General features: G+C 47.5%; 9 protein-coding genes and 1 pseudogene. 2 read left to right on the top strand and 8 right to left on the bottom strand.

What is annotated here, in order from left to right; all coding sequences use genetic code 11:
- Positions 1-197: 197 nt before the first annotated feature.
- The 3 genes from AR543_RS13415 to AR543_RS13405 all read right to left on the bottom strand — a co-directional run bounded on the left by AR543_RS13415 (position 198) and on the right by AR543_RS13405 (position 3633).
- Positions 198-818, bottom strand: a complete 621-nt coding sequence (locus AR543_RS13415) for a hypothetical protein (protein ID WP_060534996.1) — start codon at positions 816-818, stop codon at positions 198-200.
- Positions 819-1185: 367 nt separating this feature from the next.
- Entirely contained in the window at positions 1186-2514 is a 1329-nt protein-coding gene (locus AR543_RS13410; protein ID WP_060536779.1) for an MFS transporter, read from the bottom strand.
- An 81-nt stretch (positions 2515-2595) separates the two neighbouring features.
- Positions 2596-3633 carry a quercetin 2,3-dioxygenase gene (locus tag AR543_RS13405; RefSeq protein ID WP_060534995.1) on the bottom strand — a complete coding sequence of 346 codons (1038 nt, stop codon included), beginning with the start codon at positions 3631-3633 and terminating at the stop codon, positions 2596-2598.
- Positions 3634-3830: 197 nt separating this feature from the next.
- Between AR543_RS13405 and AR543_RS13400 the strand changes: the two genes are divergently transcribed.
- Entirely contained in the window at positions 3831-4736 is a 906-nt protein-coding gene (locus AR543_RS13400; protein ID WP_060534994.1) for a helix-turn-helix domain-containing protein, read from the top strand.
- A 318-nt stretch (positions 4737-5054) separates the two neighbouring features.
- On the opposite strand, the gene AR543_RS13395 is transcribed toward AR543_RS13400, so the two are convergent.
- The 3 genes from AR543_RS13395 to AR543_RS13385 form a co-directional block, all read right to left on the bottom strand.
- The gene (locus tag AR543_RS13395) at positions 5055-6152 is read right to left on the bottom strand and encodes an SDR family oxidoreductase (protein WP_060534993.1); all 1098 of its coding nucleotides are present in this window, start codon (positions 6150-6152) and stop codon (positions 5055-5057) included.
- A 158-nt stretch (positions 6153-6310) separates the two neighbouring features.
- Positions 6311-7189 (bottom strand): DL-endopeptidase inhibitor IseA family protein, encoded by an 879-nt coding sequence (locus tag AR543_RS13390; protein WP_060534992.1) that lies wholly within the window; start codon positions 7187-7189, stop codon positions 6311-6313.
- A gap of 312 nt (positions 7190-7501) precedes the next feature.
- Complete coding sequence (locus tag AR543_RS13385) at positions 7502-9502, bottom strand: ATP-dependent DNA helicase (RefSeq protein WP_060534991.1); 2001 nt, start codon at positions 9500-9502, stop codon at positions 7502-7504.
- 307 nt (positions 9503-9809) lie between these two features.
- On the opposite strand from AR543_RS13385, the gene AR543_RS24290 reads away from it, so the two are divergent.
- Positions 9810-10028, top strand: coding sequence for a hypothetical protein (locus AR543_RS24290; protein WP_158523964.1), 219 nt, complete (start codon positions 9810-9812; stop codon positions 10026-10028).
- Between the two features lie 32 nt (positions 10029-10060).
- Here AR543_RS24290 and AR543_RS13375 read toward each other — a convergent pair whose 3' ends face one another.
- Positions 10061-11575, bottom strand: coding sequence for an ABC transporter permease/substrate-binding protein (locus tag AR543_RS13375; RefSeq protein ID WP_060534990.1), 1515 nt, complete (start codon positions 11573-11575; stop codon positions 10061-10063).
- Positions 11575-12345 (bottom strand): annotated as a pseudogene (locus tag AR543_RS13370) (ABC transporter ATP-binding protein); the annotation flags it as partial. The pseudogene AR543_RS13370 and the gene AR543_RS13375, both read right to left, overlap by 1 nt.
- Between the last annotated feature and the right edge of the window lie 63 nt (positions 12346-12408).

Here is a 12408-nt window from a genome sequence, read left to right as displayed (position 1 = left end):
ATGCATACAGATAAATAAATAATTGATACTTGGCCGACTGCTTCGGTCTGTAACCTATTGGGCTATCCGACTGACCCTTTTTCTACAGAGCTCAATTATGCTATCCAAACGAAAAGGAGATTAACCGCCTGCAGTGGTTAATCTCCTTTTTATGACTGTTCAATAGCTGGAAAATATTCTGAGTATCGATAGATTGCTCAAAACTTCGAACGGCATCCCATGGCTTCTTTGGCGAGCAGTAGTACCTGTTCTGCCAGTTTGGCTGAATCTCCCTCCTGGTCTTCCTCGAAAGCAAAAGGACCCAGTACATATTCATTAATGTACAATGGCGAACCGGTTCGATCGCCTTCTACAAACGCATCCTGGTACAAAATGCGATGATAGCAAGCATAACCATCCATACCATAAAATTCGGCATGATCTGCTTCGGGATCATTTTGCAGAACAAAATGATGTTCATCCTCTACCGTCAGATTGCGTACCGGCCGGGAAGCAACATACACAGCAGCTGTCCAGAACATTCCCTGGCATTTTTGACATTCGCCACAGGAATAGGATGTATCATACCAATCGCTGCCCAGAATACTGCTACGTATTCCGGTAATTGTATCGCTATCCATGTATACATAACGATCGTCAAGCTCCGGCAATCCGGGATAAATATGCACCTGCTGCTTATTACTAGCCTTGGGGTCCGGTTCGACCCGAATCAGTACTTCCCGGCAATGCGGGCAATGGTGTTCAATAACAGCCATTTTGGATTCCTGTATCGGCTGCTGAAGTACTTTTAGAAATGCTCCTGATGTGTTCATTTTCATTCTCCAATCACCTGTAGATCATACTCCAATCTATTCTGTCGAATTGGGTATTAGGACATGAATCATTGCGCAACTGTGCGCTATTCCTTTAACAAGTATACTACAAATTAGGTTTTATGACCCAATTTGAATGAACATTTCCAATTCGATCTGAATGATATGGCAAAAATGTGATATGCAGGTAGAAGGACCCTGATTAAAATATACTGTTTAAAGTGTATGTCCCGGTGCATCATAAAAAAAAGAGCCAGATCACCTGGCTCTTTTTCTACATAGTCCTATTTGAGATTATTGGTTATCACAAATGCTTTTATCTATTCTTCTCAAACAACGGCATTCTTGTATGTCATACCGGCAAATAAAATGCTCACTTCTGTTCCCCGCGCTGTAAAAAGCGGAAGCTGCCGGCGAACATGATGAGTATCCAGATCGCAAATACAAGGAAAATCATACTGAATACGCTGGGTTGGCTGCTCAGCAGCACACTTGGAGACCAGCCGGTATGTGCTTGATCCAGAATCAATCCCAATATCGTTGTACCAATCGCTCCGGAAATAAAGCTTAGCATCATATACATTCCCATCCCTACACCGACCTGCGGTCCTGTCAATGTACGGGATACCGTGTTGGCGAGTCCGACCTGAGCAAAGGTAAGTCCGGTATTCCCGATTACGAGCAGCAGCATAATCATCAGATACGAACCACCGGTAAACAGTGAGATCAATACGTACGTAAGCAGCTGCAGACTGAATGCTATAGCAAGCAGGAACGAATTGCCTTTGCTGTCGGCAATACGACCGCCAATAATACCAAAGAGCGCAGCGATTAATGCACCAGGGAACATTACCAATCCGGTAGTAAATGAAGTCAATCCATTTACACTACTCAGCAGCTGCGGAATCAGATAGGGTACGCACAGATTGAAGATCAATACCAGACAGGCAATAATCATCGTTATCGTATATGCACGGTTGCGGAAAATAGCCGGGTCGAGAAACGGCTGTCTCGCTTTGCGAATATATAATACCAAAGCTACCAGCACAACAATGGTCAGCAGACCGAGCAGCCAGCTGGTATTGGTAATCGCTAGCAGCAGTAATGTTACTGCAGCAGCAAGCAGTATACCGCCAAGCAGATCAATCCGGGACGGATGCGTCTGATCCTTGTCCAGATATTTGCGGAAAAACGGAATTGTGACCAGAGACAGCAGACTGATTGCGAACAGATAACGCCAATCTGCAAAGCTGGTGATTAATCCGGCAACAATCGGTCCTATTGCTGTACCGAGCGCCATCCCGGACGATGTAATGCCCAATGCTCTGCCCCGCTTCTCAGCTGATACATAGCGAATGGGAATTACCATTGAAGATGCAGGAATGACCGAGGCTCCAGCCGATTGCAGAATACGACCGGCAATTACCATCCAGAAGCTAGATGAGATAAATCCCAGCACAGATCCGATCGCAAACAGACACAATCCGAAAGTAAGCAGATTTTTCAGTTTGTAACGATCAGCCAGCTTGCCATAAGTAACCGAGCCAATCGCATAGATAATAATATAAGAAGTAACGACCCAGCTAACCTGTGAGCTGGATAAATGAAAGTCTGCACGAAGCGCAGGCAGCGCCACGTTGAACATGGTTGAGTTCATAACAGACAGCACCATGGCAAATGCCAGTACAAAAATAATTTTCATATCAAATGCACCCTTGAATCCTATAACAGGATATAGAAACTGCACTATATCCTGCATAGGTCATCATAATCCTTTTGTTCATTATTTCTTCTGGTGAGAGTTAGGTGGCCCTACTACGTTCAGATCCAGTGTATCAATATTCTCCATCAGACGATCAATACGTGCTGGCCCCGGGTTATTAGGGAACATGTAATGCTCGTATTCGTCACCAAGCAGGCGGAAAAACGGCTCGAACAATCCACTTACGAGCAGTCCCACTACTTTGGTAAAGTGATCATCCAGACGGTAAGAGTGTACCGTACCTGCTGGCACATGCAGGAAGTCACCAGGGAACAACTGGATTTCTTCGTCATTGGCCCACATGGTCATACGGCCCTGTGTACAGAAGAATGTCTCTGTATGGTGATTATGGTAATGGGATACGATTTCGTCTCCTTTTGGACCATCGCTGGCTACTACAATATAAGCACCATCGGTTGTTTTCTGGGTCGCCAGCAGACGGTGTACCTGATCACCGGTCAGCAGGCGGATGCCTTCGCCGCTTTCCAGTACATAATTGCTGACTTCATCCGGTACGATATGGTTGCTTACAAGCTCGTAGGCTGGGAACTCTGTGCTGCCAGTAGAGAATACAATATCTGCCTGCTGCTCTGCCTGACGGCGATGTTCCTCGGAGTAGGCATGATCCGTAAAAGGTGGATATTCAATATGCTCGTAGGACTGACCGAGTGCCGGATAGACTTTGGTGATATCGCCGGAAATAGAATAAGAGATAAAGCTGTTACGATGTCCCAGCAGCTGATAAGCATGCTCGGTACCTGGTGTAATATGCGCATAGTCACCTGGCAGCAGCAGATGGCTCTGTCCATCAATTACGAATTGCACACGGCCTTCCATTACATAGATAGATTCGTAGGTATTCGGATGGGTATGCATCGGGAAGCTCTCGCCTTTTGGTCCGCCGATTACGGCTGCCGAGAAAATGTCTCCTGTGCTCTCTGCATTGGCAATAATCGTAGCGACCTGATTGCCGAACAAATAGCGTTCACCGTCGCCTCTGCGCAGCAGATATGGCATTTTTTCCTGGGGTAAATGAGTTATTAGCTTGGTTGTTGTCATCATGATCCTCCTGTAGGATATACTGTAGTTTTAAATATTTTTCGTATAAAGGTACTGTGGTTTAGTGGCTTCAGCCCTTGGTCAAAGCGGTGATGCCCAAAACCTTACTTATTTATTGTAGCCAACATTATAAATTTGAAATATAGTTAAAGACGACAAGACTATGGGCAATTACGACATATACAGGAGATATAGTAATGACAATATCCGAACTAAAAATAGCGGAACATCCTTTTGAAAATAATAATCCGCTTTCCTTTTTGACTATTGATGTGGTGCAATCCTACCAGCAGCATGCGCATCCGTTCTATGAAATCATCTATGTCTCAGAAGGCAAAGGGCTGCTGTTTATCGATAAGGAATCTTTTGAAGTATCCGAGGGAGACCTGTTTTTTATTCCGATTGGTATTCATCATATGTTCCATCGGCAGGACAGCAAACAGCCGGCACAACTGCAGATTATGAATTGCATGTTTTTACCGGAAGTATTAATGACGAGCGATAGTCAGGATAATTTGGCCTGGGATGAGGAGTTTCAAGAGATAGCCGGATTTTTTCGCCAATCCCAGCGCTGGCTCGGGTACCGCGAGCAAAATAATGAATTCGCCCGGATCATGTACTCCATGCATCTCAATCAGATGAATGCCACGCCTGGCTACCGGTACAAGCTGTACCTCTCTTTGCTGGAACTGCTGCATACGATGCATATGCATAATCAGTTCAGCTATCCGACTACACCGATGACGATCGAAGATCCGGTCGCTTTTGCCATTAATTATGTACAAACGCATTATCGTGATCCCCTCAAGCTGGACGAACTATGCCAGTGGATATCCATCAGTCCACGGCATCTTCAGCGCAAGCTCAAGCACACTACCGGCCAGACCTTTATCCAGCTGCTGCAAAATGTGCGCGTTATGCACAGCTGTGAACTGCTGATCGAAACGCAGTGGAGCGTACAGATGGTTGCTGCTGAAGTGGGCATACATGATATGAAGTATTTTTACCGAATTTTCAAAACACGCTGCGGGTTGACCCCTTCCCAATTTCGCAAACAGCATACCGGCAGTAATCTGCAGCAGAGTGACGAACCGCAAATATGAACAATACAACCTATATAGGCAGAGAGGACTACAAAAGGTTAGATAAGAATGCTATATATTGGTATGTAAAATTATACTTGGAGATTTAGAGATAAATACCATTATGTGAGTATGAACTGGGGTATACAGCTATAAATACAAGATAAATAGATATATAGCACAAAGCTCACTATATGAGTCTGGAACTTAAACAAAAAAGCCGAAGGGATCTTTTCCCTTCGGCTTTTGGGTATGCAGTATTCATATTTGGGGATAGCATCTATATGCCCTGTTGGATGTCATTCATCCTAATGGAGTGCTTTACTTGAAATTTTGCTTTTACTGATCCTGTTCGGTACGATGCTCCCGGGCAGCTTCCAGAGCAAGCGGAGCTGCTGCAGTAGGTGCTGGCAGAGAATCGGTACTGGAACTTCGTTTGGAATAGGCACAGATTAGCGTTGTCAGTCCGGCAAGCGCCAGCGTCGTAATAATCGGATGCTTGGTCGCTTCCACATACAAACTGCCTTTACGGATATGCCCTTCCTGCGTACCTCGTTCATGCAATCCGTAGCCTGCATGATACAATGCACTCGTCTCCGGCGGATTCGAAGGCCGATTCTTGGACTGTTGTCCACGGAACATCACCGCTTCAAAGATCAGATCGGTTACACGCGGTACAAAGTTACCGAACAGCGCACCGAGTCTAGCCTGGGAGCCGACAAACATATCCCGTTTAGGATGCTCGGCTGCATACAGAATTGCCTGTGCTACCGATTCCGGTGGATAGATCATGCCTCTATGAGCCGGCTGTTTGTCCAGATAGCTACGCGCATGCTCATTATACGGCGTATCGATACGTCCGGGATGAATCAGTGTAACAGATACTGGCGCTTTTTCTTTTTCCAGCTCCATACGCAGATTCTCGGTCCAGCCGTGAACAGCAAATTTGGCCGAAGAATACGTAGACTGTATCACTACACCACGATCGCCAAAAATACTGCCAATATTAATTAGTGCACCGGGTACACGACGTTCCTTGAAATGCTGTACAGCGGCACGGGAGCCGTACACCACGCCCCAATACACTGTATCAAACATACGCTTCATATCATCAATGCTGACTTCGGTTGCTTTGCCGAAAATAGAAACGCCGGCATTGTTCACCCATGTATCAAATCGGCCGAATGTCCGGATCGCGGTCTCGGCAATACGTTTTACATCTTCTTCCTTGCCTACATCCGCGGTCACCCAGGTCGCGGGATAACCTTTGCCGCGCAGTTCTGCCGCCAGCTGGATAATCGCCTCTTCATTACGCGCAGCCAGAACAACTTTAGCTCCTCGTGCTGCTGCCATTCTAGCTGTTACCAGACCTATTCCACTTGATGCACCCGTAATTACGATTACCTGATTTTTTAATTTTTTAAGTGATACTGCCATGATGGTGATCCCTCCTCGAAATAGTCTCAACAACAATTTACCCGCAGACCGCCGAGCCCAATCCCTGATTCGTTTATCCACCTATTCTGCAGGGTTAAAAAAGGAGCCTGACCACTCTATGGCAGGCTCCTGATGTATTCTCTCGCTGAAGATGCTGCTTAGAATAGTACATGTGGTGCAGTATTGATTTTCCATTGTCCGTCTACCAGCGCGAACTTCACCATAACACGTTCTACCGGCTGTGCATTGTCCACATAAGGAACGGTCAGACGATATACACGAGACGTATCGGTCATGCTGATCATTTTGGCTGTAGCACGATCGAATTCCAGCAGGCTACCGCCATCGGCTTGCAGTTGAGCCATTTTTCCGTTATTTTGAACAAAGTTTTTCTGGATAAAGGTCTCACTGGCCTGTTTGGTATAGGTTTCCATCAGATAGGACAGCAATTTGCTGCGCGTACCGATATCCTGTGACAGGTAACGGTATGTCTGACCGCTCAGCGTAAATGTGCCTGCAGCCGCACCGGATGCTCCGCCGGATGTGGTGTAAGTGTATCTTTTTTGTGCTTCCACGATCAGAGGAATTACCGTCTCATGGTTTAATTTGCTGACACCGGTCCAGGCTGCGTATGTAGATCCTGTAACCGTAGTCGCACCGGCAGCAGCTGCAGCCGACTTGGTATTATCGTTGGATTTGCTGGTCGAAGCTGCTTTGGAGGATGCTTTTTTATCGTCTTTGGCTGCTGAAGAGGCTTTGGAAATGCTGGATTTATCTGCTTTGGCACTGTTGGTTTGATCGGCTTTTGCAGATTTTGTTGAAGCCGTTGTGCTATTTGTGGAAGAGTTGCTGGTTTTGGTGCCTGATGGTGCAGCTGTTGTTGTACTTTTGCTGGATGATGAGGAAGTACTGGTGGAGCTTGATTTGGCAGCTGGCGCTGTTGTGGAAGCTGCCGAAGCTGGTGCTCCCGAATACAGAGAAGCAGATACAACGGCTGTCATCAGTAGTGCAGTTGCTGTGGGTTTGGTCCAGTTCATGGTTGAATTCGATCCTTTCGATTCCGAAGTTAGGTGTTGATCCTTTTTAAATAGGATGCCTACGCTTTATTTATTATGACAGGTATGCCACAGATATTCCACTTTCGCGATAGGAAATGATTGTTCCGGCACTCAAAAGAGAAGGATAGAGTATGGTAATAGTCAAAGGCGATAAAAAAGACACCGGAACAGTTCTTCCAAACGTTCCGATGTCTCTTGTGTTAACATGCCTGATTCAGAATCATAAGCATTTTATGCATTCTATAGATAAATACGATCTTCTTCATTATAAACCAATAGGTAAGGCTGATTCTATGGCAGTAGTTGCTCCACTGCATGACGCACATCCTGCTGCAGCAGCTCCCGGCCAAAGATTGATACCCGGCCGCTGTCATCACGTGAGCGGATCAGACGACCGATCCCCTGACGCAAACGCAGCATCATATACGGCATATCCACTTCGTGGAATGCATCTGCTGCTTCCTGGCGACGGGAAGCGAACACCGGATCGTTAGGCGGGAATGGCAGTGACCAGATGATTACATGAGATAATGAAGGTCCGGGAATATCCAGTCCCTCCCATAACGTAACCGCGCAGAGTACGCTGGTCTCTTCCTGCTGGAATTCGGAGATCAGATGACTGATCTCGGCTGTACCTTCATACAGCATCCGGTAAGGAAGTGTAATACCCATTACTTCTGTCATCCGGCGGAAAGCCGCCAATTCCTGCATGGAAGAGAACAGCAGCAGAGAACGGCCTCCACTTTGTTCGATCAGACGGATTACACGCTCGGTCTGCTGGCGGATTTCCTGTTCGCTCACACCCTGCATCCCTGTCGTGCTGATGGATAGATGCTTGCCTGCTGCATCATTTACAGATCCAGCTTCTACCTGATTATACAGATCCGTAATCAATTCTGCCTGCATCTGTTCCTTGTAGTCATAAGGTGATTCCACCGAAAAGGACAGATACTGCTCAATACCGAGGCTGTCGGCAATATAGTCAAACGACCCTTCTACCGATAATGTCGCCGAAGAGAAAATAACCGGCATTTTACGGGCAAATACCATTTCTCCCAGTACTTCCTTGACCTGCTTGGGCATAATAACGAGAGTCAGATCTTCATTCTCGCCCGTCACCCAGGAGATCAGCTGATCCTGCTGACGACACAATCCCAGTGCCAGCTGGATCATTTCCAGATGTTCTTCGACAATCTTGAGCTGGTAATCATCCAGTGTAAATAATCCACTTTCAAATACCAATTCTTCCTCAATCACATCAATATGCTGCTTGACCCGGGCAATCTGAGCCAGTAATTTGTCATTCCACTCAATATCTTTGCGATCCGATCCCGGGACCGGTTTGCTGTAACGAGCGAGCTGCTCGAACAGCATATCGCTCTGTACAATAACTTCTTCTACAGCTACCGCCAGTGTCTCGCGCACCTCGCCGTCCAGCAGACGAGTCACAATGCTCTCGAACAATGCCTGCTTGAGCTTGTAGGTCAGTGCATTTTGCGCAGCTGTCTCCAGCAGATGGCCTTCGTCAAATACAACCGAGCTATGCTCTGGCAGCAGTGGCAATTGTCCTTCACGCTTGCGCGCTTCGTAGGTCCATACATGTTCCATGTAGAAGTCATGGGAACAGATAATAATATCGGTTGCTTTGCGGTAATGGTCACGAGACAAGGTTTGTCCACAACGATGACGCTGCGGGCAGACCAGACAGTCCTGGAATACATCCCAGCCAATCTTGCTCCACTGCTCATCATCCAGTGCCGGATAATCCTTGCGGTTACCGTATGGACGGAAAGTCTGCATCGTATCCGCATAATGAACAAATTCCGGCAGATCCGTATATATATCGCGGTACATATCCGATTCGGACGGTTCCGCTCTGACTACGTCCAGCTTGTTCAAACAGATGTATTGATCCGGCGATTTACCCAGACGAGCATCTACATTCAGATCCAGATAACGGGCCAGCTTATGAATATCGCCTTCCGGCTTAACCAGCTGTTCGATCAGCGATTCATCCGCACAGGCGATAATCGCCGGCTTGCGGGTATAACGCGCATAGGCAATCGCATACAGCAAGTAGACCAGCGTCTTGCCTGTTCCTACACCTGCTTCGGCAAAAATAGTTTTTTTCTCAGCATAGGCTTTTTCCAATTGAAAAGCCATATAAATCTGTTCGTCACGAAGCTCCAGACCAGCTTCCGGCAAAATATCGTAAAACACGTCCGCGATCCATTCACCCGCTTGCTGGATAAATGGACGGGACGGATCAAATGTAAAAGGATACGTATTCAATCTAATTGTTCCCCCACCCGGTTAAAAGTACAATCCCTGCTGTTATTATCATCTGCTGAATTGCATCATTTCATTATACCGCAATTGGGGGATATGCGGAATGGGCAAATTAAATTTTATCGTGTGGTAGGGTGGACTGAAAATGGAGGAGTTTAGCAGAGAACGCTCCGGCAAGGGATAGGGCGCGTCCTTCGGTTGATCCTGGAGATCCTTTATTGTGGGGAAGTAATGGGGATCTCCAGGCTTAAAGGTCGTCCTTTGCCCTATTCCCTTGCCTGCGCTCTGTGCGGGGAGGTATTTTCAGCGCTTGTGGAGGTGGGGCAATAAAGAAAAACCGGCTGTTCGCCCTGATTGGTGGGAGAACGCCGGTTTTTTTACTGCTCTGCTCTGCTCTGCTCTGCTCTGCTCTGCTCTGCTCTGCTCTGCTCTGCTCTGCTCTGCTCTGCTCTGCTCTGCTCTGCTCTGCTCTGCTCTGCTCTGCTCTGCTCTGCTCTGCTCTGCTCTGCTCTGCTCTGCCAAATTATGAGTAGGGAGTGAGCAAATAGATATAGAGAAATGTTATTTTAATAATCCTTTTTGCTGCAGGTAGGTGCGTGCTACTTCGGCAGCTGGTTTGCCTTCGACGTTGACCTGGTAATTCATTTGGCGCATCTCATCATCTGTAATTTTGCCAGACAGCTGATTCAGCGCTTCGGTCACTTCGGGATATTCGGCGGATGTATCGGCGCGCATTAATGGCGCTCCCTGGTATGGAGGGAACAGTCCTTTATCATCCTCCAGCACGCGTAGCTTGTACTGGGCCAGCTCGCTATCTGTAGAATAGGCATCGATCAACTGAATATCTCCCGATTGGATGGCACTGTAACGCAGCTTGGGTTCCATCGTCGTCAGATTGGTGAATTTGAACCCGTACAGCTTGGCCAGACCGACATATCCATCGTTACGATCGGCAAATTCGCGGGTGAAGCCTACCTTGATTTCCGAGGCCACTTTACGCAGATCGGAGATCGTCTTCAGACCATGCTGCTCGGCATAATTTTCCGGTACCGCGAGTGCATACGTATTGTTATACTGCATCGGTGGCAGCATCTGCATAGCGAACTGCTGCTGCATTCCTTTTTGCGCCTGTTCATAGACCTGTGCACTATCTGTGCTGACAGCATCTTCATGGAGAAACTCCGAGATAGCTGTACCTGTAAACTCCGGATAAATGTCTACATCGCCGCCTTTTAGTGCATTAAACAGGAATGAGGTTTTGCCAAGACCCGGCTTCAGTTCTACAGTCAGATTAGTGTTCTGCTCGATCAATTCCTGATACATATTGATCAGGATCTCGGGCTCCGCGCCCAGTTTCCCGGCGATCACCAGATCTTTTTGCGACTGGTTGAACAGCGGTACAATGGTAAATCCGAGAATAATAACGACCGCGGCCGACATCAGCCAGATGGAGCGGCGGAATGAGGTTTTCTCAACCACCCGCAGCAACAGGTCAAATACAATAGCCAGCAGTGCAGCTGGTACTGCTCCCAGTACAATCAATGCTGTATCATTACGGTCGATTCCAAGCAAAATAATATCACCCAATCCACCGGCGCCGATCAGTGCAGCCAGTGTCGTGGTTCCAATAATCAGCACCATGGCGGTACGGATACCTGCCATAATCACCGGCATCGCCAGCGGCAACTCTACCTTGAACAGTCTGCGGCTGCGGGTCATGCCCATAGCATCCGCTGCTTCGAGCAGCGAAGGGTCGACTTTGCGAATACCGGTATAGGTATTGCGCAGGATAGGCAGCAATGCATAGATAACGATAGCAACAACAGCCGGCACAGTACCAATTCCCAGCAGCGGAATCAGCAGTCCGAGCAGCGCCAGAGACGGGATAGTCTGCAGCACAGCAGCTACTCCAAGCACGCCTTCGGATATTTTTAAATGACGGGCAATAAAGATTCCCAGTGGAATCGCGATAATCAGCGCAATTAGCAATGAAGTAAAGGAAATGACCAGATGTTCGGTAAGTGCCTGCCAGAGCTGATCCTGACGCTCACGAAATACATCCAACATAGTATTCATAATGGTCCCTCATTTCCGGAACCTGGATAGGTCGGTATTCCACTCTGACGTACCGACTGGAAAAACTGTTCCACAAAAGAATTAGCGGGATGCTGCAGCAATTGCTGCGGTGTATCGACCTGTACAATTGCTCCTCCATCCATTACGGCGATGCGGTCTCCCAGCTTGATCGCTTCCTGAATATCATGGGTAACAAATACAATCGTTTTGCGAATCGTCTGCTGCAGTTCCAGCAGATCGTTTTGCAGTCGTTCCCGGGCAATCGGATCCAATGCGCTGAATGGTTCATCCATCAGCACAACCGGCGGATCTGCTGCCAGCGCACGGATTACTCCGATTCGCTGCTGCTGGCCGCCGGACAGCTCATCCGGACGACGGCTGCGGAAGACTGCCGGGTCCATGCCTACCATATGCAGCAGTTCATCGATACGCTTGGATGTTTTGTCGCGATCCCAGTGCAGCAGATCAGGGGTAACGGCGATATTCTCTTCGACCGTCATATGCGGAAACAAGGCTATCTGCTGCAGCACATAGCCGATTTGCTGACGAAGCTTATGTACCTGAATCGTGTTGTGGTCGGTGCCATTTACATAAATACTGCCTTGGGTTGGTTCGATCAACCGGTTAATCATCTTGAGGGTGGTCGTCTTGCCGCATCCGCTCGGTCCAACCAATACGAAAAATTCACCTTTCTCAATATGAAGATCCAGCGGTTGTACAGCTGTTGTACCATCTTCGTACCGTTTGGATACCTGCTCAAAAGTAATCATTCATCAGCCTCCTGAATCGTTGTTATCTGCTATTCAGCTATTACCCATCCTGTAAGCAACTTA

It is taken from the genome of Paenibacillus bovis, assembly GCF_001421015.2.
Lineage (GTDB): Bacteria > Bacillota > Bacilli > Paenibacillales > Paenibacillaceae > Saccharibacillus > Saccharibacillus bovis.
The sequence above is the reverse complement of the archived record's forward strand: the minus strand, read 5'-3'. Positions and strand labels throughout refer to the sequence as shown.

Coding starts and splice junctions, on each gene's coding strand:
- AR543_RS13415 (WP_060534996.1), bottom strand. CDS start 818: ATGAAAATGAACACATCAGGAGCATTTCTAAAAGTACTTCAGCAGCCG.
- AR543_RS13410 (WP_060536779.1), bottom strand. CDS start 2,514: ATGAAAATTATTTTTGTACTGGCATTTGCCATGGTGCTGTCTGTTATG.
- AR543_RS13405 (WP_060534995.1), bottom strand. CDS start 3,633: ATGACAACAACCAAGCTAATAACTCATTTACCCCAGGAAAAAATGCCA.
- AR543_RS13400 (WP_060534994.1), top strand. CDS start 3,831: ATGACAATATCCGAACTAAAAATAGCGGAACATCCTTTTGAAAATAAT.
- AR543_RS13395 (WP_060534993.1), bottom strand. CDS start 6,152: ATGGCAGTATCACTTAAAAAATTAAAAAATCAGGTAATCGTAATTACG.
- AR543_RS13390 (WP_060534992.1), bottom strand. CDS start 7,189: ATGAACTGGACCAAACCCACAGCAACTGCACTACTGATGACAGCCGTT.
- AR543_RS13375 (WP_060534990.1), bottom strand. CDS start 11,575: ATGAATACTATGTTGGATGTATTTCGTGAGCGTCAGGATCAGCTCTGG.